The 22,553-nt window shown below is 72.5% G+C and carries 18 protein-coding genes; 6 read left to right on the top strand and 12 right to left on the bottom strand.

What is annotated here, in order from left to right:
• Positions 1-210: 210 nt before the first annotated feature.
• Positions 211-444 (bottom strand): RNA polymerase sigma factor, encoded by a 234-nt coding sequence (locus WME89_RS12320; protein WP_438011924.1) that lies wholly within the window; start codon positions 442-444, stop codon positions 211-213.
• Positions 445-741: 297 nt separating this feature from the next.
• Here WME89_RS12320 and WME89_RS12315 point away from each other — a divergent pair, with 297 nt between their 5' ends.
• Positions 742-2,067 carry a formylglycine-generating enzyme family protein gene (locus WME89_RS12315; protein ID WP_438009381.1) on the top strand — a complete coding sequence of 442 codons (1,326 nt, stop codon included), beginning with the start codon at positions 742-744 and terminating at the stop codon, positions 2,065-2,067.
• A gap of 79 nt (positions 2,068-2,146) precedes the next feature.
• Here the strand turns inward: WME89_RS12315 and WME89_RS12310 are convergent, their stop codons facing one another.
• From WME89_RS12310 to WME89_RS12300, 3 genes are all read right to left on the bottom strand, one after another.
• On the bottom strand, positions 2,147-3,190 hold the full coding sequence (locus WME89_RS12310; protein ID WP_438009380.1) for a S1 family peptidase: 1,044 nt from the start codon (positions 3,188-3,190) through the stop codon (positions 2,147-2,149).
• Positions 3,191-3,298: 108 nt separating this feature from the next.
• A complete protein-coding gene (locus tag WME89_RS12305) occupies positions 3,299-3,874 on the bottom strand; it encodes a toxin-antitoxin system YwqK family antitoxin (RefSeq protein WP_438009379.1) in 576 nt (191 codons plus the stop codon).
• Between the two features lie 20 nt (positions 3,875-3,894).
• Positions 3,895-4,644 carry a hypothetical protein gene (locus WME89_RS12300; protein WP_438009378.1) on the bottom strand — a complete coding sequence of 250 codons (750 nt, stop codon included), beginning with the start codon at positions 4,642-4,644 and terminating at the stop codon, positions 3,895-3,897.
• A 426-nt stretch (positions 4,645-5,070) separates the two neighbouring features.
• Between WME89_RS12300 and WME89_RS12295 the strand changes: the two genes are divergently transcribed.
• On the top strand, positions 5,071-6,357 hold the full coding sequence (locus WME89_RS12295; RefSeq protein ID WP_438009377.1) for a glycerophosphodiester phosphodiesterase family protein: 1,287 nt from the start codon (positions 5,071-5,073) through the stop codon (positions 6,355-6,357).
• 52 nt (positions 6,358-6,409) lie between these two features.
• On the opposite strand, the gene WME89_RS12290 is transcribed toward WME89_RS12295, so the two are convergent.
• Positions 6,410-8,518 (bottom strand): hypothetical protein, encoded by a 2,109-nt coding sequence (locus WME89_RS12290; protein WP_438009376.1) that lies wholly within the window; start codon positions 8,516-8,518, stop codon positions 6,410-6,412.
• Positions 8,519-8,895: 377 nt separating this feature from the next.
• Between WME89_RS12290 and WME89_RS12285 the strand changes: the two genes are divergently transcribed.
• On the top strand, positions 8,896-9,324 hold the full coding sequence (locus WME89_RS12285; RefSeq protein ID WP_438009375.1) for a hypothetical protein: 429 nt from the start codon (positions 8,896-8,898) through the stop codon (positions 9,322-9,324).
• On the opposite strand, the gene WME89_RS12280 is transcribed toward WME89_RS12285, so the two are convergent.
• Together WME89_RS12280 and WME89_RS12275 are read right to left on the bottom strand one after the other, a co-directional pair.
• Entirely contained in the window at positions 9,308-11,098 is a 1,791-nt protein-coding gene (locus WME89_RS12280; protein WP_438009374.1) for an ABC transporter ATP-binding protein, read from the bottom strand. The genes WME89_RS12285 and WME89_RS12280 overlap by 17 nt on opposite strands.
• Positions 11,099-11,145: 47 nt before the next feature.
• The gene (locus WME89_RS12275) at positions 11,146-13,293 is read right to left on the bottom strand and encodes a hypothetical protein (RefSeq protein WP_438009373.1); all 2,148 of its coding nucleotides are present in this window, start codon (positions 13,291-13,293) and stop codon (positions 11,146-11,148) included.
• A gap of 170 nt (positions 13,294-13,463) precedes the next feature.
• Here WME89_RS12275 and WME89_RS12270 point away from each other — a divergent pair, with 170 nt between their 5' ends.
• Complete coding sequence (locus WME89_RS12270) at positions 13,464-14,366, top strand: sulfite exporter TauE/SafE family protein (RefSeq protein ID WP_438009372.1); 903 nt, start codon at positions 13,464-13,466, stop codon at positions 14,364-14,366.
• Here the strand turns inward: WME89_RS12270 and aqpZ are convergent.
• The 4 genes from aqpZ to WME89_RS12250 form a co-directional block, all read right to left on the bottom strand.
• Positions 14,303-15,034 carry an aquaporin Z gene (gene aqpZ / locus WME89_RS12265; protein ID WP_437625337.1) on the bottom strand — a complete coding sequence of 244 codons (732 nt, stop codon included), beginning with the start codon at positions 15,032-15,034 and terminating at the stop codon, positions 14,303-14,305. The two genes, WME89_RS12270 and aqpZ, sit on opposite strands and share 64 nt — an antisense overlap.
• 374 nt (positions 15,035-15,408) lie before the next feature.
• Positions 15,409-15,801 carry a DUF4156 domain-containing protein gene (locus WME89_RS12260; RefSeq protein ID WP_438009371.1) on the bottom strand — a complete coding sequence of 131 codons (393 nt, stop codon included), beginning with the start codon at positions 15,799-15,801 and terminating at the stop codon, positions 15,409-15,411.
• A gap of 307 nt (positions 15,802-16,108) precedes the next feature.
• Positions 16,109-18,046, bottom strand: a complete 1,938-nt coding sequence (locus tag WME89_RS12255; RefSeq protein ID WP_438009370.1) for a GNAT family N-acetyltransferase — start codon at positions 18,044-18,046, stop codon at positions 16,109-16,111.
• A gap of 343 nt (positions 18,047-18,389) precedes the next feature.
• Positions 18,390-19,373: an aldo/keto reductase gene (locus tag WME89_RS12250; RefSeq protein WP_438009369.1), complete on the bottom strand. Its 984-nt coding sequence runs from the start codon at positions 19,371-19,373 to the stop codon at positions 18,390-18,392.
• A 261-nt stretch (positions 19,374-19,634) separates the two neighbouring features.
• Between WME89_RS12250 and WME89_RS12245 the strand changes: the two genes are divergently transcribed.
• The gene (locus tag WME89_RS12245; RefSeq protein WP_438009368.1) at positions 19,635-20,603 is read left to right on the top strand and encodes a D-2-hydroxyacid dehydrogenase; all 969 of its coding nucleotides are present in this window, start codon (positions 19,635-19,637) and stop codon (positions 20,601-20,603) included.
• 21 nt (positions 20,604-20,624) lie between these two features.
• Here the strand turns inward: WME89_RS12245 and WME89_RS12240 are convergent, their stop codons facing one another.
• Positions 20,625-21,428: a class I SAM-dependent methyltransferase gene (locus WME89_RS12240; RefSeq protein WP_438009367.1), complete on the bottom strand. Its 804-nt coding sequence runs from the start codon at positions 21,426-21,428 to the stop codon at positions 20,625-20,627.
• 315 nt (positions 21,429-21,743) lie between these two features.
• On the opposite strand from WME89_RS12240, the gene WME89_RS12235 reads away from it, so the two are divergent.
• A complete protein-coding gene (locus WME89_RS12235; RefSeq protein WP_438009366.1) occupies positions 21,744-22,292 on the top strand; it encodes a DinB family protein in 549 nt (182 codons plus the stop codon).
• Positions 22,293-22,553: the final 261 nt, after the last annotated feature.

Below are 22,553 nucleotides of genomic sequence, written 5' to 3'. Positions count from 1 at the left end.
CAGGCAGTAGCAGTTCGCCCTCGAACCGGCTCACCACGAACGGAAGTATTGCAGGGGTGAAGTTTTCCTGTCGAAGCGTGCAACTGGTCGCGCCGACGAAGCACCCCTCGCTGCGAGCCGTATCCCGGTGGAGCACGTGCACTCGGACCGGCGACGCTGTCGGGCCTCCGTCACTCCGCAGCCGAGCTCAGCTCCGACTCGGTCCCCTCGTCAGAGTTCACCCCGCGCCTCCCCTTTCATGCCATAAGCGGACAGGGACGTGTCGTGCTCCACGAGCGATGGCACGCGTTCCGTTGCCCGGCTGAGCCGCCGCTTGACCGTGGCCAGCGATACACCGACCGCTTTCGCGATCTCCGGCAGGCTCATGCCGTCCATGTGGCGGAGCACGAACGCGGTCCGGTCGTCCGCGCTCAGCGTGTCGAGGATCGCGTAGAGGCGCGCCAGCGCCTCGATCTTACGTCGCCCCCCGGCGCCTCGACTGACTTCCAGGAGCCGTAGTCATCGCGAGCAAGCGCTTCATGGTGAACACCTCGCCGGATAGGCTGGACATAGCCGCGTCAAGGCCGACGAGCCTCCTCCGGCACGGAGGCTCGCCAGAGGCGGTCGAGAGCGTACACTGCCTCCGGTGGTTGTGAACCATGCTTAACAAAAGCTACACCGGCAGTGTCGGATGCGCCGCCTTCGCTCCACCGCCGGCCGGGCCGAGTTGACGCGCTGGCGCGGCTCCCTTACGCACGTGCCGTGTCATCCCGCCGGCCTTCTCCCCTCCTCCTCGCCGCCGCGCTCGCGCTCGCAGCCTCCGCATGCTCCAGCCGGTCGCAGGACCACGCGCCGCCCGCAGGCAGCGCCGCGCCTGGCCCGGCCGCCGCGGCGTCCTCGTCGTCCACCGCCGACGCGGCGGCGCCCGCCGCTCCAGCTGCCGCCTCCGCGGGCAGCGCGGGCCCGATGGTGACCGTTCCGGCCGGCGAGCTCGTCGCCGGCACGGCCTGCGGCGACCACCCTCGCCTCCCCGCGGAGGAGCTCGCAGGCGTTTCCATCGGCGTCGGCGAGTTCACCATCGATACGTACCCTTACCCCAACGACCCTGCCCAACCTCCGCTCACCGGCGTCACCCAGGAGAAGGCGAAGCAGCTCTGCGAGGCCCGCGGGCGACGGCTGTGCACCGAGCTGGAGTGGGAACGGGCGTGCAAGGGGCCGTCGAATGGCCGTTATGAGTACGGCGACCGGTTCGACGCCAAGGCCTGCCCGAGCGGGCTGGGCGCCATCCCCGCCTACGCCGCTCACGAGCGCTGCGCGAGCGGCTTCGGGGTGCGAGCGATGCACGGATTCGTCTGGGAGTGGACCGCGAGCGCGTGGAAGCGCGGGAAGGAGGAGGGCAAAGCCGTGCTCCGGGGCGGTCACGGCAACCAGCCTTATGCCCACATGCGTTGCAGCGCCGTCCGGGCGGCCGATCCGGCGACCTCGGAGGCGAACGTGGGCTTTCGCTGCTGCGGCGGGGCCGTGAACCCGGCGGAGGTGGTGATCCCCGCGCCCGAGGAGGCCCCGCCGGCGCTCGCGCTCGAGGTCGCGCCGGACGAGGCGCTGCTCGGGCGGCTCGAGCGGGCCCTCGTCAATGCCCAGCTCAAGGACGCCGCGGGCGTGACCTCTGCGTTCGCGAAGGTGTGGCGCTGGCACCCGACGCCGAACGAGGAGCTCATCGTGGCGAGCTACGAGAGCAAGAAGGAAGGCGGCGCGGGCCTCGTGCAGCCGCTGGTCATCCGGCTCTGCGACAAGACGGTGCAGCTGCTCGGGCGGCTCGCCGGGCCGGTCGCCGAGATGGAGGAGCCCTCGGTCGCGGACGACGCGCCAGGAACGGTGAGCTTCACGGTGAAGACCGGAGACGACGCGGGCGAGGCGCGCTTCGTCTACCAGTTCGCCCAGGTGGTGACGCAGGCGCCGTCCTGGATCAAGGCCGGCACGACGCTGGACGCGCCGGCCACGAGCGCAGCGCCGAGCGCGCCCGCGCCGGCCGCCTCCGCGCCGGCCGCAGCGGCGTCGAGCCCGGCGCCGCGTACATCAGGGCCGTGAGGGGAACGCACTACCAGGAGCGTGCCCGTACACCACGAGAGTCGGAAGGACGTGAGCGGCTACCCCCGGGACGCGGACATCACGCGTCGCGTGTGGCGCGGTGCTCGCGGCGCGACCGCCGGCGCCTCGAGCACACCGCCAGCGCGAACAGCGCGGCCAAGGTCCCCTTTCCGCTCTTCCCCCCCGCGCCGCTGCGGCCCCCCGTGACCGCGCAACCGACCTCCTCCGTTTGCCCTCCTGGACAGGGAAGCCAGAGCCGACATTCCTCGCCCGCCTTCACGCAGAGCCGCTCGCCGCCGGGCCCGGAGCAGGCCTCGCCGAAGTGACCGGCCTCGAGGCCAGCCGCAGCGCAGCTCTTCCCCCCGCCGGGCCGGGGTGCGCAAGCCATTGCAGCGGGACAGTCCGCGTGGACCTCGCAGGGCACCGTGCACGCGTCCACGGTCGGATCGAGCGGCGGTCGCGCGGGCGGCGGCCCCTCGTCGAGGATCGCTTGCACGAAGGCCGCATGCACGTCGACGCGCGTGTTGGTCCCCGTCGTGCACTCCGGATCGCCGAACGAAGTGACGCCGATGAGGCGCTCGGCGCCGTCATCGTTCAGGAAGACCGGACCGCCGCTGTCGCCACCGCACGACATCCCCGGCTCGGCCGCAATGGTAAAGGTCCCCGCCTCGACCGCGGTCACCCGGGCAACGCCGCTGCGCCGGCTGCCTGTCTGGCCCTCCTCGTCGATACCGAACCCCACGACGCGCGTGGGCCGCCCCAGGACGTCCGGCGGCAGCGCCGACAGGTCCAGCCGCACCGGCGCGACGGGCGCGTCCTCGGCCAGGATCAGCGCCCCGATGTCATTCTCTCCAGCGCTCCAGCCAGGATGCAGCCGGCCCGCGACGGTGCGCACGCGCTCGGCAGGGGACGCCTGCGCCACCTCGGGCGCGAAGACCGCCGAGAGCACCTGCGGGGCGTCCGCGTTCTCCACGCAATGCGCCGCCGTCAGGACGACCCGCGGAGCGATCAGCGTGCCCGAGCAGACGACCAGCGAGGCGTCCTCCGCCTCGCCGCATGTCGGCGCCACCGGGACGATGGCCCCCACGGCCGGAGAGCCCGGATCGAGCGCTCCGCCGGTCACGGCGCGCCGATCCTCCCCGACGGAGGGCTCGAGTGGCCCACCGCAACCGCCCGCCGCAACGAGGAGCAGCACGGCGGCAAGCCCGCGCGGCCGAGGAAGCCTCACGCCTCATTCCTTCGAGAAATCACCCTGTGGAACGTCCGATGGCGCGCCGTCGCTGCTCCAGTACCTCCACGCCCCGACCTTCTGGTCCTTGTCGTACTGGCCCTGCACCGCCAGCACGCCATTCGGGTGCCACTCCGAGTAAGGGCCGTGTGCATGGTGCTCGAGCAGCGTCCCTTCGGCCCATTTCTTCCCATCGGAGCGCCACGCGGTCCACTTCGTCTCCCGCGAGTCGCTGGCGTGGATCTCCTCGCGGTTCTTCGTGCCCTCCTCGTGATAGAGGGTCCACAGGCCCTGCTTGATGCCGCCGCGGTAATCGCCCTCGAGCTGCTTCACGCCGGTCTCGAAGTAGCTCACCCAGCCGCCTTCCATCTTGCCGTCGACGTAGCTCCCTTCCGTCTTGACCTTGCCGTTCTTGTGCCACTCCACCCAGCGGCCGTGCTTCTTGCCGTCGGGCTTCGCGCACCACTGCAGGGTCCCCGCCGGTGGAGCGCGGCCATGTAGCTGCGCTCCATCAGGACAGGGACCGGGGGAACGATCGCAGCCAAGGGCGGCGACGCCCGCGATGACGGCCAGGGCCACGAGGGGCCTGCGACGAGACCCTAGTAGCAGGTGCCGACCCCGCTACAGCTACAGTTGTTGCTCGCGAAGGTGTAGTCGTCGGAGGCCGCCTGGAAGGTCCCGAGACCGTAGTCGTGCTTCGCGCAGTCCTGTGTGTACGCCGTCGTGCCCACGCACGCGGGGGCGCTGGTGATACCGCACCCCTGACCGCAGCGGCCCTTGCAGCCGTTGCCGCTGCCGCCGTTGCAGCCACAGCCCCTGCCGGCCTGGCGATAGTAGCCGGACCCGATGTACTGACTGCCACAGGAGCACGAGATGTGCGTCCAGCCGTGCTCCGAGACGTAGCGGTAGGGCGTGAGGACCTCGCCGACAGGCACGATCTGCATGAAGCTCGTCTGGCGCACCGACGTCTCCTCGACCCGCGTGCGCTGCCCCTCTGGCGGCACGGACCTCGTGAGCCCCTCGAGCAGAGCGTCGAGGAGCTGGGCCTGCGCAGCGTCGAGCGGGCTGCCGCCTGGCATGAAGTCGCCCGTGCCCTGGTTGTAGTCGACATGGAAGGCCACGAGCGAATCACCGAAATCGTAGGTCACGTCGACGACGTTGGCCTCGGCCTCGTCCACCAGCACGCGCACGGACGCCGCGCCCGACCGGCAGGTCGCTTCGAGCGTGTCCGCGTCGTGCTGGACCAGCGCAAAGCCCTCCTCCCCCGGAGCCTGCTCCAGCGGCTCGCTCGCGCAGCCCGTCACCATGGATACAGCCAGCGTGACCCCGCAAAAGAATCGCTTCTTCATCTGACTCTCGTTTCCGCGCTGCTCGGGTGAGCGACCACGCCCGGAGATGTTAAAACGGTCGCTCGTACCAGCTCAACATGAAATCAGGCTGTCCGACAGCGGCTCCGGCTGCCGACGTGCAAGGATGCCGCGGGGGTCCGCCGCTGGCGCGCATCATCGCCTCCCGTGCAGAGCCCACGCCCCAGGACGACATGACCGCAATGACGGCCCAAGGTGAACCGCTGTAAGACGAGGTGCGGGCGCGCCCGCCCGCGCCACGCCGGCGAGCCTCCCCCCGCCGGACCGCTCACGCCACAGGCGGCGCCGCCTCCGGCACGTCCGAGCGCCAGCGGCGATGACGCGTCGTTGTTTCATTCGAGACACCTCCCCGCCAGGGTGCTCGGCATAGCGTCCCAACTTCAATCCACCCACAGAGGGAAGTGTCTCATGATGAAGAAGGGCGCCAGAACCAACATCACTTTGGCGCTTCTCGCGCTGCCGGCCGCTGCGATGAGCGCTTGCTCCGGCGGCGACGAGTCGGTGAAGCCCGTGGCCCCGCCGGCCCCGCCTGCCGAGGGAGCCGAGCAGCACAGCGTGCAGCTTGGCCCGCGGCCTTACTACCTCGTCGAGGACATGGACGAGGGAGAGCTGAAGGAGGCGCTCAAGGCGTGCTCCGACGGGCCCTTCGCGCGCACCGACTTCTCGATCGGCCATCGCGGCGCCTGCATGCAGTTCCCGGAGCACACGAGGGAGTCGTACGAGGCCGCCGCCCGCATGGGGGCCGGCATCGTGGAGTGCGACGTCACGTTCACCAAGGACCGCCGGCTCGTGTGCCGCCACGACCAGTGCGATCTCCACACGACGACGAACATCCTGGCGATCCCGGAGCTCGCAGAGAAGTGCTCGGAGCCGTTCGTGCCGGCCGACGCCGAGGCCGGCACGCCCGCGTCGGCGAAGTGCTGCACGAGCGACATCACGCTCGCCGAGTTCAAGCAGCTCTGCGGCAAGATGGACGCCGCGAACCCGGACGCGACCACGGCCGAGGCGTACATGGCCGCGACACCGGACTTCCGCACGGACCTGTACGCCGCCTGCGGCACGCTGCTGACGCACGCCGAGAGCATCGAGCTCTTCTCGAGCCTGGGCGTCAAGTTCACGCCCGAGCTCAAGACCCCGGGGGTCGAGATGCCGTACGAGGGCGACTACACGCAGGAGGACTTCGCGCAGCAGATGATCGACGACTACAAGGCGGCCGGCGTCGACCCGGAGAGCGTGTTCGCGCAGTCCTTCAGCCTGGACGACGTGCTCTACTGGCTCGCGAAAGAGCCGGAGTTCGGCGCGCAGGCCGTGTACCTCGACAGCCGCGTCGACACGCCCGAGGGCTACGAGGCGGCGGTCTCCGGGATGCAGCGCCTCGCGGACCAGGGCGTGAAGATCGTCGCGCCGCCCTTGTTCGCGCTCGTGACGCTCGACGGGAACGAGAAGCTCGTGCCGTCAGCGTACGCGACGGCCGCCAGGGCCGCGGGCCTCGACATCATCACGTGGACGCTCGAGCGCTCGGGCCCTCTGGCGAGCGGCGGCGGCTACTATTTCCAGTCGGTCGTGGGTGCCATCGACAACGACGGCGACACGATGGTGATGCTCGACGTGCTCGCGCGCGACGTGGGCGTCCGCGGCGTCTTCTCCGACTGGCCGGCCACCGTGACGTACTACGCGAACTGCATGGGCTTCTGAGCCGAGCGGCCGGCGCCGGCGGCGCGCGCCCGACCCGGCGAGACCCCGCCGCTCAGGGGCGCACCGCGAGGTACACCGTGCTCCAGAGCTGCACCGCGTTCGACTCGTCGTGGTGCGCCCGCTCGGCGCCGAACGGGACCAGCCGGTAACGGCCGCCCTCGACAGCCCAGCTCCAGAGCTCCCACGTGCTCGCCTCGCGCGAGGCGCGGATCACCTCCCAGAGCGCGCTCCGCGCCCGCTCCAGCGCGCCCCGAGCGCGGGTCGACGACAGATCGCCGCGGGCGAGCTGCCGGTCGATGCCGGCGGCGAGCATCGCCTGCTGCCACGACCAGGTGACCGTGCCGTGGTAATGGCCCGCCGTGAACAGCCCGCGCACCGCCGGGTCCGGCGCGAACGCAGGGTTCGCGACGAGGATGCCCACCGGCGTCCGCAGGCCGGCCGGGAAGGGGCGAACCAGGCGGCCCGCGATCTCCTCGAGCGCTTCCGGCGACGGGTCCGTGAACAGGAGGACGAAGCCGTCGTCGGAGTGCATGACCGGAACGGGCCGGCCCTCCCCGTCGAGCGCGATCGCCGGGAACGAGAGCGTCCCCGAGAGCGACGCGACCACCGGCGCCGGATCGATGCCCAGCGACGCCGCGTAGGCCGCCGCGCGCCGCCTCGCCTCGGCCTCGGGCAGCTCCACGCGGAAGAACGCGCCGGCGTCCTTCCACGCGCGCGCGAGCCGCTCCGCCCGGGCGGAGCCCTCGTCGTCCGGCCCCGCGCCGAGCAGGGGGCTCGCGAGGAGCCGCGCCGAGGCGCGGAGGGCGGCGGGCACGAGCGCGACGTTCACGTCGTACGGGATCCGGCCGAACGCGAGCCCCTCCCTGCTGTCGCGCCACTCGCCCACCGACTCGCCCTCCTTGAGCGCGATCAGCGCCCTCGGCTCCCGCGTCTCGGCGAACGGGGCGGCGAGGCGGAGCACGAGCGCCACGTTGCGCGCGAGCGCCTGCGCGTACGCCTCGCCGCCCGGCGTCCGGCGCGCCAGGAACGCCGCCGCGCGCGCCCGCCCCGGCGCGCTGCCGAGCAGGTACTCGGCGGCGAGCGGCGCGAGGAGGAAGTCGTCGTCGACCATCTTGTAGTCGAGGACGGGCTCGCGCAGCGCGAGGCCGGCCTCGCGCAGCGCGTGGCCGGCCTCGCGCAGCGCATAGATCGACTCGCGCCGCGCCCCGCCGCGCCCCGCCGCGAGGCGCAGGAGCGCCGCGTACTCGCCGATCGCCTCCTCGTGCGCGACCTCGCCCTCCGGGCTGAGCCGGTCGAGGACCGAGCCGAGAGCCGCCTCGACGACCGCCGGCTCGAGGACCGGCAGGAGCATCCTCACCGCGAGCAGGGTGTCCCGGCCGAAGTACGTGAGGAAGCGCCACGACCCGGCGAGCAGCTTCTCCCGGTACGTGAGAAAGGCGAGCGCCTGGCGGTGGCGCGGGTCGTCGCCGGCGCGCTCGTTCGCGATCTCGTCGAGGGGCACCGGCGTGAGCGGCGCCTCGTCCGAGAGCGCCGTCACGCGGAAGCGGAGCCCGCGCGGCCCCGCCGCGAGCTCGACGCGCCCGTCGAGCCCGAGCGCGGCCGTCGCGCCGTCCAGCGGCTCGATGAGGAGCTCGAGGTGGTGCTCGCCGTCCACCGTCGTGCGCCGCACGGCGATCGACCCGCAGGCCGGCGCCGAACGCGCCTCGACGTCGGCGCGGAGCCACGCCGGAAGCTCGCCGTCGCGGCCCACCTCGCGGACGGTGCGGATGCTCCCGAGGACCAGCCGGTGCACGCGCAGCGCCGGGGCCGCGCTCACGAGGAGCGCCGAGACGCCGCGCATCCCGCCCGGCCGCTCCACCCCCGAGACGCCCCCCTCGACCGAGAGCTCGACCGGCGCCGGCAGCGCGTCGAACCACGCCGCGACCCCCATGTTCCCCGCCGGGAAAGCGACGATGAGCCGCGGCGACACACCCGAGGTCACGAGGAGATGGGCCGCGATATGGCCACGACGGAAGAAGTGGTTGTGAATGGCGCCTTCCTGGAGCGCGAAGGCCAGGAGCTCGGGTGGGCGCGGCGCGGGCGCGCCGGCGTCGGGCGCGGCGGAAACGCCGGTAGCGCTGGAGGCCCCCGACGCGCAGGAGGCGGCCAGGAGCGTTGACAAGGTCGTTCCCATCATGAAGCGCGCGGTCCTCGTGAGCCTCGTCGGCCTCGCTGGCACCGCGAGACCCTAGCTAGCCGGGACGGGCCTGCCAAGGACTAAGGATCTTCCTGCGGCAGCTTGGTCACCTCGCCTACACGAACGTCACATATCGCGCGTTTCGCTGGAAGTTCACAGACTCAGCAGGACGCCCGGCGGGACATCGCCAAACGGCCTTCGCGGCACGGCGCCGGAGAACCGGAGAAACGGGGCGAACACAAAAGAAAGAGTTCACGCTTTTGTTGCCCTGTGATAACCCATCCGAGACGTCGGTTGTTGATAGTGAGTTCGCAGCAGGCGACTGGCCTGCCAACAACGATGACTAAGGAAGGGGGTTCGAGATGGACGAGAGCATCTCCGGCCAGGGCGCGGCCGGCAGCAACGGTTCCGATCGAGAGCAGCTCAGCAACCCGCGAGAGGGCCTTATCTATACATGGGTCGACGGCAGCCTCGGCGTGGTCGAGGAGGTCGTGCGCGCGGGGTTCGGCTTCCTCGAGGACGTGCGCACCGAGACGCAGGAGCGGCTCGGCGCGACGCTCGACCTGATCGAGGGCATCGATCGCAGCGTGTTCCGGGTCGCGCGCAAGGCGCTCGGGCGCATCGACGGCATCGGCGCGCGCGCCATCACGAACAGCGAGCACGGCTGGGTCGCGCTGCTCGGCGCGCTCCGCCGCACGTCGCAGAGCGCGGCGGGGCTCGCCTCGGAGACGGCCGTCTCCATCGTGGGCGAGCGCCGGGCGACACAGCAGCTCGTCATGCCGTCGTCCTGAGCTCGGCGCTCACGAACTGACGCTCGACGAGCCGGCGATAGAGACCGTCCTGGGCGATGAGCGCCGCGTGTGCGCCGCTCTGCACGATCGTACCCCCATCCATCACGAGCACGCGGTCGGCGCCGATCACCGTCGAGAGCCGGTGGGCGATGATCAACGTCGTTCGCCCCTTCATCAGCGCCTCGAGCGCCGCCTTCACGAGGTGCTCGCTCTCGGCGTCGAGCGCGCTCGTGGCCTCGTCGAGCACGAGCAGCCGAGGGTCCTTGAGCATGGCGCGGGCGATCGCCACACGCTGCTTCTGCCCGCCGGACAGCTGCACGCCGCGCTCGCCGACCAGCGTGCGATATCCCTCCGGGAACCGCTGGATGAAATCGTGCGCGTTCGCCGCGCGCGCGGCGGCCTCGACCTCCGCGTCAGAGGCAGCCTCCCGTCCATAACGGATGTTGTCGGCCACGCTCGTGGCGAAGAGGAGCGGCTCCTGCGCGACGATGCCTATCTGCCGGCGGAGCCAGCTCGGCGACAGGTCGCGGAGGTCGCGCCCGTCGAGGAGGATCCGCCCCTCGTCGGGATCATAGAGCCGCAGGAGCAGCGAGGAGATCGTCGATTTACCCGCCCCGGACGGCCCGACCAGGGCAATCACCTCTCCGGGGCGAACCGAGAGATCGATGCCCTTGAGCACCGGCACGTCCCGGCGCGTCGGGTAGCTGAACCGCACGCGCTGGAGCTCGAGGCCCCCCTGGACGGAGGCAGGCTGGAGGCCGCCGGTGGCCGCCATGGCCGGCTGGCGATCGAGGAGCTCGAAGATGCGCTCGACGGCGCCGGTGGCCTTCATGAAGTCGGCCCAGAGGTCGCTGAGGCCGCCGAGCGCGAAGGCGACGACGATCGTGTAGACGAGGAACGACGTGAGCCCGCCGAGGGTGAGGCGGCCGGCGACCACGAGGTGGCCGCCGTACCAGAGCACGAGCGCGACCGCGCTGTAGCCGGCGAACATCACCACCCCCATGAAGCTGCCCGAGGTGCGGATGCGCTTTCTCGCGAGCTCGAACGACTCGGTGACCCGGCCGGCATAGCGGTCCACCTCGCGCTTCTCGCCGGCGAAGGCCCGCACCGTGCGGATGCCCGAGAGCGCCTCCTCGGCGACCTCGCTGGCGCGGGCGAGCGCGTCCTGGACGCTGCGGGAGAGCCGGCGGACCCGGCGGCCGTAGGCCACCGAGCCGAGCGCCACGACGGGCACCACGGCGAGCATGAGGAGCGTGAGCCGCGGCGAGGTGTAGAAGAGGAACGCGACGCCGCCGATCACGGACGCGACGAAGCGCAGGGCCATCGAGACGTTGAGCGTGACGGCGCTCTGGAGGACCGTGGTGTCCGACGCGAGGCGGTTCGTCAGCTCGCCCGTCCGGTGGTCGTCGAAGAACGCCACCTCCTGCCGGAGGAGGTGCTCGAAGAGCTGCGACCGCAGCCGGGCCACGACGCGCTCGCCGGCGGTCGCGAAGAGGACGTACCGCAGCGCGATGGCGGCCGCCTGGACGACGATGAGCAGCGCCAGCCAGAGCGCCGCGTCGTCGATGGCCTGGACGCTGTTGACGGCGTTGCCCGGGCCGAGCGCGTCGTCGATGATCTTCCGGATCGCCTGCGGGAGCAGGAGGCTGATGCCGCTGCCGATGGCCAGGAACAGGGTGCCGAGCGCGAGCGCGCCGAGCTCGGGGCGCGCGAGGAGGAGGAGGCGTCGGAGGTGCGCGCGGCCGGGGCGCCGGTCGTTGCCTGGGCTCTGCATGGCGGGCGCGAGCGTAGCAGCCGCGACGGAGGCGGTGCTCCCGCGGATCAGCGCTCCCCGGCGCCGCGCCCCGCGCCGCGGCCCTCGGCGCCGCGCCTCGCCCGGCGGCGGAGCGCGATGGCCAGCGCGACAAGCGCGACAAGCGCGGCGCCCAGCCCGGCGACGGCGAGGAGCAGCCCCCGCCCGCGCCACGGGCGCAGCGGCCCCGGCGCGGCCTGCCCGGGGCCCTCTGCTTCCGCTGGCCGCCCGTCGGTCGAGCCCTGCGCGCGCGGGAGCGGGACGAGCGCGCGCCGCGCCGCCGCCGCGTCGGCGAGGGCGCGGCGGACGCCGGCGGCGTCGAGCGCCGCGTCCGCCGGGATGAGCGCGCGCAGCGCGGCCCGCGCCCTGAAGAACGGGGCGCCCTCGCTGCTCCACGCGGCGGGCGAGGTGTCGAGCGCCTCGTCGAGCGCGGCCGGGATCACCTCCTTCACGATCGCGTCCACGGCGCCGGGCGACGCCGGCCTCGCCAGCGCGATGTAGCCGGCGTCCTGGATGCCGCGGCGCAGGCTCTTCAGGCGCATCGAGGGGAGCACGCCGGCGAAGCCGAGCGAGCGCGCGGCGAACGCCCCGCGCTGCGTGCCGGGATAGAGCAGCATGCCGTCGCCGAGGCAGGCGTCGCCGTCCCGGTTGTGGAAGTTCTCGGCGACCGTGAACGGGTCGACCGGGCCTCTGCCGCCGCGGTTGCCGTCGTGCCAGAACGCCGTCTCCCAGAGGAACCAGCGGTCCACCTCGTGCGAGGCCGCGATCCAGCCGTCGGCCATGAGCCCGGTGAGCGGCGCGTCGATCATGAAGGTGCCGGTCCGCGGGAGCGCGCCGTTGTACACCCAGAGCCGCTTGCCGGCCTCGCGCGCGGCGCGCGCCCACGTCGAGTCGAAGCGGTTGGCGGGCGTGAGCACGAGGTCGACGTCCTGCTTCACGGGGTCGACCTCGCCGCACGAGTGCCCCACGAGGATGCGCGACGAGAGGCGCGAGCCGCGGATCAGCCGGCGCCACCCGGGCCCGCGGGGGCTCTCGCACTGCTCGTCGACCGCGTACAGCATGACGTCGTCCACGGCCGGCGGGAGGAGCTCCGCGACGGCCTCGACGCGGCGGAGCGCCTCCTCCCCGGGATCGCCGAAGCCGCCGTAGGCGCCGAGCGCCACCGCGGCGGGCGGGACGCCGGCGCCCGGCCCGCGGTAGCCGCGCTCCTTCGTGTAGAGCGAGCCGTCGATCGCCGCGCGCAGCCGCTCCACCTCGGCGGGGCTCCGGACCGACGCGAAGCCGTCGACGTGGTGCTCGTGGAGCAGCTGCCAGAGCTGCTGCTCGACGGCGGGTCCGTCGCCGACCCGCGCGGCGACCTCGTCGGCCTCGTAGAACGCGATGAAGTCGACCGGGCTGTACGGCAGCGTCGCCGGGGCGACCTCGAGCCGGAGATCGAGCGACGCGAGCTCGCCGTGCGACGCCGAGCTGACCACCACCTTGCCCTCGTACGCGCCGGAGACGGCGCTTTCCGGGACGTGGAGGTCGATCCAGACGGCCCTCGTCTCGCGCGCGCCCACCTCGAGCGGGTACGGCGCCCAGGGCGGCGCGAGCTCGACCGGGATGAGCGCGTCGGGGAGGAAGCCGAGGTGCCTGTCGTCGGGCGGCCGCGCCGCCGGGCTCCACCCGAGCGACTCCGCGGGCCTCTGCTCGTTGCGCGATCGCCGCTTGATCTCGACGTAGTGCTCGACGAAGCGGTCGATCGCGATCGCCGGCGCGGGCGCCGTGCCCGGGACCGGCGCCTGCTGCCGCGGCGCAGCCGGCGCCTGCTGCTGCGGCGCAGCCGACGCCTGCTGCTGCGGCGCCGGCGCGGGGGCGCCTCCGCTGACCGCGGGCCCGAGCCCCGAGAGCTCGACCTTGACGCCGCGCACGGGCTCCGCGCCGGCCTCGACGATCACCTGGAACGCGACGACCTCCGCGCGGAGCGCGCCGAGCCGGATCGGCTCGCCGGGCCGGAAGATCGCGTTGCCCTCGCCGCGCGAGAGCGGCAGGCCCACGTCCTGCCGGCGGACGCGCGTGCCGTCGTCGGCCACCCAGACACGCGCGCGCTCCTCGGCGGCTGCCGCCCTCGGAGGCAGCGCGGTGTACCAGAGCGCGGTGAGCAGCGCGGCGGGGAGTAGCGGAACGGATCGCGGCATGACGCTCGGCTTTCCTGAGGAGGAGCGGCCGCCTGGATCGGCGGGAGCGCCATCGTAGGAGCGCGGCCGCTCGCCCCTCAAGCGCAGCGTGCCGCGCGGCGCGAGCGCGACCCGCCACCGCGCCCCGCGCGGCGGTTGACAGGGCCGGCTGGCTCGGGCCATCTCGCGCCGTGGATCTCACGAGAGCCGCACTCCTCGCCGGCGGCGCCGCCGTGGCCGGCGTCATCAACGCGGTCGCCGGCGGCGGCACGCTCGTGTCGTTCCCCGCGGCGATCGCGGCCGGGCTGGCCCCGCTCGCCGCGAACGCGACCAACGCCGTGGCGCTCACGCCCGCGTCGCTCGCGTCCGCGTGGGCGTACCGCCGCGAGCTCTCCCGGGACTACCGCGTCCTGCGCGTCCTCCTGCTGCCGTCGCTGCTCGGCGGCATCGTCGGCTCGGCGCTCCTGCTCGTGACGCCGCAGCGCGTCTTCGACGCCGCGGTGCCCGGGCTCGTGCTGCTCGCGACGCTGCTCCTCTTCTGGCAGAACCTGCGCCCGGCGCGGCCCTCCGCGAAGGGCGGCGCGGGCGCGGGCGCGGGCGTGTCGGAGGAGTTCGCCCTGCCCTCGCGGCCGTGGCTCGTGTTCCTGCTCCAGTTCCTCGTGAGCGTCTACGGCGGCTACTTCGGCGCGGGCATCGGCATCATGATGCTCGCGCTCCTGTCCTCGTTCGCGGGCAACGTGGACATCCACCGGATGAACGCGATCAAGACGGTGCTCGCCAGCCTGATCAACGGCGTCGCCGCGATCGCCTTCGTCTTCGCGGGCGCGGTCGACGCGGTGGCCACGCCGATCATGATGGCGGCGGCGGTGGTCGGCTCGTTCGCCGGCGCCGCTGTCGCGCGGCGCATCGAGCCGAGGAAGGTGCGCTGGTTCGTGGTGGTGCTCGGGCTCGTGCTCACGGCCAAGCTCGCGTGGGACCGGTTCGGCCCGGCGGCCGAGCCCTCCGGCGCGGCCTGCCCGGACTCCCCCCCTCAGACCGTGGATCGCGGCGCGACGGCGGCGCGGACAGGCCTCGCGCCGACGAGCAGCGGATAGAGCACCCCCGCGAGCGCGCCGCCGCCGAGCGGGGCGAGCCAGAACAGCCACAGCTGCGAGAGCGCCCACCCGCCGACGAACAGCGCCGGACCGGTCGAGCGCGCCGGGTTCACCGAGACGTTCGTCACCGGGATCCCGATCAGGTGAACGAGGGTGAGCGCGAGCCCGATGGGGATCGGCGCGAACCCGATCGGAGCGCGGAGATCGGTCGCGCCGAGGAACACCATCACGAAGCCGAACGTGAGGACGATCTCGGCGACGAGGCTCGCGAAGAGCGAGTAACCGCCGGGCGAGTGCGCTCCGTAGCCGTTCGAGGCGAACCCGGCGCTCAGGGCGAAGCCGGCGGAGCCGCTGGCGATGATGTAGAGGATGCCCGCGGCGACGATGGCGCCGGCGACCTGGGCGAGGAGGTACGGCAGGAGATCCCTCGCGGGGAAGCGCCCGCCGACCATCAGGCCGATGGTGACGGCGGGGTTGAAGTGGGCGCCCGAGATGTGGCCCACCGCGTAGGCCATCGTCAGCACGGAGAGCCCGAACGCGAGCGCCACGCCCAGGAAGCCGATCCCCAGCCGGGGATACGCGGCCGCCAGCACGGCGCTCCCGCAGCCGCCGAGCACGAGCCAGAACGTCCCGAGAAATTCCGCGGCCGTACGCCTGGACAACGACATCTCCATCTTTCTTCTCTCCTGTGACCGGCTCCCTCCGATGCGGCGCGAACCGCAGCGGCGGCCGCGCCCGGCCGCGGAGCCGCCCCGACGGCCCGGGCAGGCCGAGCGCTCGGCCGGCGGTCTGCCGCCGGGACGACGCTCCACCTGCGCTCTGTCGATGTTGGATGAGCGCTGGCGGGCCGCGTTGCTGCGGGACGGCTCGACCTCGATCCACAGGGTCGCGCGCGCCTCGCCGGCGGCGACGATCAGGCGGGCGCGCGCTCTGTCGGGCGGGCGCGCGCGGCCCCCAACGAGCACGAGGCTCCCGCCGGCGGCAGCGGCGGGAGCCTCGTCGTGGGGACCATCGACCGGGCGCGGTCGGGGATCAGGCGCGCTTACAGGCCGACGAGCTGGGGCGGGCAGCTGTAGGTGTTGCCCATGTGGGTGACGTCGGTCTGCTGCCCGGACATGCTGTCCCGGTCTCCGGAGATCGTGTTCCCTGCATTGGTGTTCTCCAGGACCACATAGTTGCCGCCGAGGTCATGGGCCTTGTTCTTCATGTCGTTCACCGCGCCCTCCTGCAGGTTGGCGTTGCTGGTGAACTTCCCCGAGAACGAGCCGCCCTGCTCTCCGATCACCGTTCCGACGAAGCGGCACCCCTGCGGGGCCGGCTGCTTGGTGACGATGATCCTCTCCGCGCCCGGGTTGAGCTCCACGGCGGCGCAGGCAGGCAGGATCGAGCAGGACAGGAGGAAGAGGGCAAACGCGCGGTAGATCGGGGTTTTCATGACTGGCACCTTCTGCCGATTGCTACGGGCGCGCAGCGGCACTTCTTCCTCGCCGCGCCGCGAGGAAGGCAGGATCCCGACGCCGCGGTTTGCCGACGGCGCCGGTGTGCCGGCGGGGTGCTCCAAGAGAAGAAGATGAACCACAGAGGCACAGAGGGCACAGAGGGCACAGAGGAGATAGGGAGGGAGAGAGAGCAGGAAGGAAGAGAACCCCATCCTCGATCTCTCTTTCTCCCCTCTGTGCCCTCTGTGCCTCTGTGGTTCGTCCTCTTCCTCTCGTGACGTCAGGTCACGGCCGAGGCGAACCTCACAGGTGCTCGAGCCGCCGGAGCCGGTACGCCCGCCCGTCCCACAGCGAGAACGGCCGCTCGCCGCTCGCCAGCACGTCGAACCCGTGGCGGGCCGCGAGCCGCGCGACGTCGGCCGCGTCGCGCGCGAGGTCGCCTCGGTACGAGTAGTTCAGGACGACGAGCTCCCCGCCCGGCCGCAGCACCCGTCGCGCCTCCGCGACGTGCCGGTCCACGGCCGCCTCGCCCGCCGCGACGAGGTAGGGGAACGAGTCGACCGCGTACACGAGATCGAAGCGGGCGGGCGGCACATCGCCGAGATCGACGCCCGACGAGACAGCGAGCACGACGTTCGGCAGCCCCGCGCAGCGGCGCCGCGCGGCCTCGACCATGCGCGGCGCGACGTCGAGCCCCCAGGCCTCGCGCACCCGCGGCGCGAGCGCCGCCTCGAAGCGGCCGATCCCGCAGCCGATCTGGAGGATCGCGCGGTCCTCCCCGAGGAGGCCCCACCGCTCGAGGAGCTCGACCACCTCCCGCGTGGCGCGCTCGAGGAGCTCCGGATCGCCGAGGGAGTACGCCGCGACGCTCGCCTCCTCCGAGCGCGCGCAGAGGTCGTCGAAGAGCTGCGCGGTGCGCGCCGGCGCGTCCGCCCCGGCGCCGCCGCCCGCGTCCCGGTGCGCGCCGAGGATCTCCGCCACCGTCGCGCACGCGGCGCGCCGCTCGTCCAGGCAGCGGTGCAGCGCCTCGAGGCGCGCCGCCGGCTCGCCTCCCCCGCCCTGCCCCGCCGCCGCCCGCGCCGCCTCGATCGCGCGCTCCGCGGCCGCGAGGTCCCCCGCGGCGCCGAGCAGCCGCACGAGGCCGACCTCCGGCGACACATCGCCGGACATCACGGCCTCCACCGCGCCGTCGAGCGCGCCGCGCCCGGCCTCTCGCCCGCCGTCCCGGCCGACCTCGCCGGCGCCGCGGGGCCGCAGCCGCCGGCGGTACGTCCAGCGATCGACGGCGCCCCACTCGTACTTGTACGGCTCGCGGCCGCGGAGGAAGTCCACGGTCCGCGCGCCCTCGCGCGCCGCGCGCTCGATCGCGCCCGCGAACATCGCGAGCCCCGGGCTCAGGACGGCGAACTCCGGATCGAAGCCGCTGAGGTACCACGCGAGCCTGTCCCGCTCGGCGAACCCGTAGAACGAAGCGATGATCCGCCCGTCGAGCCGCAGCCCGTACAGCCGCAGCGCGCCCCTGGCGCACATCCCCGCCGCGACGGCGCGGTGGAACGGCCAGAGCGACTCGTCCAGCACGCCGCCCTCGCCGCGGGACGTCCAGCGCGCCCTGTGCGTCGCGAACAGCGCGTCGAGCAGCTCGTCCACGCTCGCCGCGTCGGCCACGTCGACGCGCACCTCGCCGGCCTTCGCGAGCCGCTTCCGCGCCCGGGCGACGCGCGCGCGGATCCCCGGGAAGAGCAGGGCGTCCGGCCCGGCGTCGTCCGGGATCGTCAGCCGCGGACACGCCTCGTGCTTCTCGACCTCGTCCGACCAGCCCGGGGGCGCCTCGACGGCGAGCAGGGGCGACGACGGGCGCAGGTCGCCGAGCTCCGCGACGTCCCAGGAGCCTTCCCGCTCGCGCAGGCACCCGAGCACCGCCTCCGCGACGGCGCGCTCGTACCCGGGCGCGGCGAGGACGTCGAGGTAGTCGGTGATGCCGGCGCCGAGCAGCGCGACGAGGCGCTCCCCGCGGTAGTGGTGGATCGCGAGGGGCGCCAGGCCGACGAGCCCCTGCTCGGACCAGAAGGCGAGGGCGAGCACCTCCTCGGGGCCGAGCTCGCGGCACCACGGGATCAGCCACTCGGGCCGCTGGAACGTCGTCGCCGCCGGACAGCGCTCCCACAGCGCATTCCACGGTTCCCGCAGCGCCTCGAGCTCCCCGCGGCGGTGCAGCACCTTGATGTCGAGTCGTTCGCTCACCTGGCCTCCGAGAGGCGGGCTCTCCCCGGCCGGCGCCGCGCGAGCGCGCTCGCCGGGCTCCCGGCTCCTCTCGGCGCCGTATCCTCGCAGAGGCGAGCGGCCACGCAACCGCCGCGCGCTACCCCGGGGACGGCTCGCCGAGCACGCGATAGAGGCCGCCGTCCGCGTCCTCGGCGACCGCTCGATGCCCGGGCACGACAGGGACGAGCCGCTCGGCACGAAAGGGATGTACGTCGGGTGCAGGACCGCCGACAGGGCGGCGGTCGCCGCGCCGGCGCGCGGCTGAGCGCTCTCGATCGGAAGAAAGCTGCACGATCGCAGCGGACCTAGCATTGCCGCGCGATCATGTGTGCCCGAGCACAGGGTGCGGCCGGTACGGCTCGGCGAGCGCCCGCAGCTCCTCGGCGTCGAGCTTCAGCTCCACGGCCCTGGCCGCGTCGTTGATGTGCGACAGCTTGGTCGCCCCGACGATCGGCGCCGTGACCCCGGGCTGCTGGAGCAGCCACGCGAGCGCCACCTGCGCGTTCGGCACGCCGCGCTTCGCGGCGATCTCGGTCACCTTCTCGACGACGGCGAAGTCGGAGTCCTGGAAGTAGAGCCGCTGCGCGAACTCGTCGCTCTTCGAGCGGGCGGTCTCCCCCTTGCCGTCCTTGCTCCGGTTGCCCACGAGGAACCCACGCGCGAGCGGGCTCCACGGGATGACCCCGATCCCCTCGGACCGGCAGAGCGGGATCACCTCGCGCTCCTCCTCCCGGTAGACGAGGTTGTAATGGTTCTGCATGGCCACGAACCGGCTCAACCCGAGCCTGTCCGAGGTGTGGAGCATCTTCGCGAACTGCCAAGCGTACATCGACGAGGCGCCGAGATAGAGCGCCTTGCCCGCCTTGACGACCTCGTTCAGGGCATCGAGCGTCTCCTCGATGGGGGTGTTCGGGTCGAACCGGTGAATCTGATACAGATCGACGTAATCGGTGCCGAGCCGGCGCAGGCTGTCGTCGATGGAGTGCCTGATGTGCTTGCGCGAGAGCCCGCGCTGGTTCGGGTCGTCGCCCATGGGGCTGTTGACCTTGGTCGCGATCACCAGCCTGTCGCGCGAGGGGCCGATCTCCTTGAGCGCGCGGCCCAGCACCGCCTCGCTCTCGCCGAGCGAGTAGACGTCGGCCGTGTCGAAGAAGTTGATCCCGAGGTCCAGCGCCCGCTTGATCAGCGGGCGGCTCGCCGCCTCGTCGAGCACCCAGTCCCGCCACCTGGGCGAGCCGAAGGTCATGGCGCCAAGACAGATCCGCGAGACCTTGAGGCCGGTCGAGCCGAGGTTTGTGTACTCCATGGGCGAGCTCCTTGCGCTGCGGGTCCGTGGTTGACGTGAGGTGAGTCCGGCGCGGCGCGGCGCGGCCGAATGCAGGGCCTGTGCCCCGATCGGCCCCAGGAGCGCGCGGATCGGCGCCGATGCGAGGCGGCGCCGGCTGCTGTCTCGAGCGCAGCGCCTGCTGATCCGGTGCTGCTGGGGGAGCATCGCGGGGGCGCCCGGCGCCCTCGGGCGGGCGTGGTCCGGCATTTGGATGAGCCTCGCGCCGAGGGACATTCATCCATGGCCGAAGCCCCGGTGACCTTGCTCTTGAACGCCGAGATCCCGGCGCCCGTTGTGTCTCGCCTGCGCGCCGTCTCGCCGCGGGTGCGGGTCGTGACCGCGGCGCAGCACCGCGCGCGGCCCGAGTGGCTCGCCGAGGCGGAGGTGCTGCTCACCTCGGTGGCCGACGGCCGCCTCCTCGGCGAGGCGCGGGCGCTCCGGTGGGTCCAGACGCTCGGCGCAGGCGTCGACTGGGCGCTGACGCCCGAGGTCGTGGCGCGCGAGGAGCTCGTCATCACGAACGCGAGCGGCATCCACGCCCAGCCCATCGCCGAGCACATCTTCGGTCTCATCCTGATGTTCGGTCGGAACCTGCACCGGGCCGCCCTGCGGCAGCGCCAGGCCGAGTGGAGGAGCGACGACCTCCGCGAGGGCCTCGGGATGCTGTCCGGCAGCACGCTGGGCGTGCTCGGCGTCGGGGCCATCGGGGAGAGGACGGGGCAGATCGGCGCGGCGTTCGGCATGCGGGCGATCGGGGTGAAGCGCACGCCGGCGCCGGTCGCGGGGTTCGAGCGGATCTACGGCGTCGACGAGCTCCACACCTTCCTCGCCGAGTCGGATTACGTCGTGAATGCGCTCCCGCTCACGCCGGCGACGCGCGGGATCATCGGCCCGGCCGAGCTCGCGGCGATGAAGCCGAGCGCGATCCTCATCAACATCGGGCGGGGCGGGACGATCCAGACCGACGCGCTGGTCGACGCGCTCCGGTCGCGCCGGATCGCCGGCGCCGGCCTGGACGTCACCGATCCCGAGCCGCTGCCGCGCGATCACCCGCTCTGGCGACTCGAGAACGTGCTCCTCACGCCGCACTACTCGGGCGCGCACCCCGGTTATACGGAGCGCGCTTCGGAGATCTTCCTGGAGAACCTCTCTCGGTACCTCGACGGACGGCCGCTCATCAACGTCGTGGACAAGCGGGCGGGCTACTGATCCGCGCGGCCGCGCGGCCGGTCAGCCGTCCGCGCGCGCCACGACGAAGACGAGGTGACGTTGCAGCCGGATCCCCTCCGGCGCGCGGCGGCGCTCGAGCTCGGCATCGAGCGCTTTCCTGACCCGCTCGACGTCCGCCGGGGCGAGGTTGGACAGGAAGTTGCCGAAGGAGCTGGCCAGGTTGAACGCGACGACATCGTCCGTGGCCGCGAAGTGGTCCGTGAAGGTGCGGATCTGGAGCTTCGGCTCCGGGAAGCCGGCGAGGACGAGGGTGCTCTTCAGCTCGTCGGAGGTCACCTTGTACGTGGTGCTGCCGGACGTCTCCGCGGTTCCGGTCAGGCCGAGAGAGGCCAGCACGCCGCTCAGCACCCCCTCGAACTCGTGCGGGCGCTCCCGGACGGCCGAGCTGATCCCGAGCCGCCCTCCCCGCTTGAGCACGCGGCGCGCCTCGCGCAGCGGGCCGAGCTTCTCGGGCAGCCAGTGGAGCACGCTGTTCAGGAAGACGACATCGAAGCTCCCGCCGGCGAACTGCGAGAGATCCTCGGCCTGGCCGACGCTGGCGCGGAAGCGCGAGCTGCCCTTCCTGTTCGCCAGCTCGACCCGGAGCGGCAGCGGATCGACGCCGACCACGTCGCCGGACGGACCGACGAGCTCGGCGACGTGCGCGCCGAGGCGGCCGGTCCCGCACCCGACGTCGAGGACGCGCTCGCCCGGAGAGACCTGGAGATCCTCGATGAGCAGCTTTCCATGGTTGAACTGCAGATCGCTGACGCGATCGTACGTCTCCGCCAGAGCGGCTGAATCGAGCGCAAGGCTGACCATCATGGCTCCTTCTGTCGGTGAGAGGAGGTGGCGCTCGGCGGGGACGGCTCCGGAAGGGAGGTCTCCCCTGCGAGCACCACGCGTCTGCTATCGAGGACAATAGTCCGCCATAGCGGCATGATCAAGGGCGATCTCGGCCGCTGCGCGCGATGGCGGCGAGCCGTCGGAGGCGTCCGGAGAGCGCCGGTCCGTGGCGGCGCGCGGCGCGAGGGCGCCCCTGCCCTGGACGCCACCGGCGCTCACGGGCGGATCAGGATCGTCTCGACGATGCCGTAAGCGTGGTAGGGTGCGCGCCTACCTTCGACGGAGGATCGACACATGGCCTGGCTCGAGCAGTACCGCGCGCTGGCACGGTACAATCGATGGATGAACGACAAGCTCTTTGATCTCGTCGGCAAGCTCGACGACGTCGAGCGCAAGCGCGATCGCGGCGCCTTCTTCAAGTCGATCCACGGCACGCTGAACCACATCCTGCTCGGTGATCGCCGGTGGATGGGCCGCTTCACCGGCGACGAGGAGCGCTTCGCGCCCCGCGACGCGAGCGGCAGGGTCGTCGAGATCACCTCGATGGCGCAGGAGCTCTACGCCGACTTCGACGATCTCGCCCGTGAGCGCGCCAGGACGGACGCAGACATCCTCGCCTGGGTGCACCAGCTCGACGAGCGCGCGCTCCTGGGAGACCTGACCTGGACGGCGACCGGGACGGTGAAGCCAAGGTCCCATCCGCTCTGGTGGGCCGTGGGCCATTTCTTCAACCATCAGACCCATCACCGCGGCCAGGTGACCACCCTGCTCATGCAGATGGGGATCGACCCCGGCGTGACGGATCTGATCGCGATGCAGGCGATCGAGGCCAGCGCGCCCTGACAGGCGCGGTCTCGCGGCGCGCGCGCACGAGAGCACGAAGCACCCTGGAGAGCAGATCGGAAGCCGAGGTCGTCGCGATCGCGGGCGCCAGCGTTCCCGAGAGAGCGACCACGGCCGCGGCGGCAGCTCGCCCATGAGCACACCGACGTCAGCCGAGCGCGTTCCCGTGGCTCGGTGCCACGAGCAGAGCGTGGTCCATGATTTCATTGCAGCAGCAAATGTCAGGCCCCGGTGCATCTCCATCTGTCCGTAGCAACATCA

Source organism: Sorangium sp. So ce321, from assembly GCF_051530195.1.
Classification (GTDB): Bacteria; Myxococcota_A; Polyangia; order Polyangiales; family Polyangiaceae; genus Sorangium.
The sequence above is the reverse complement of the archived record's forward strand: the minus strand, read 5'-3'. Positions and strand labels throughout refer to the sequence as shown.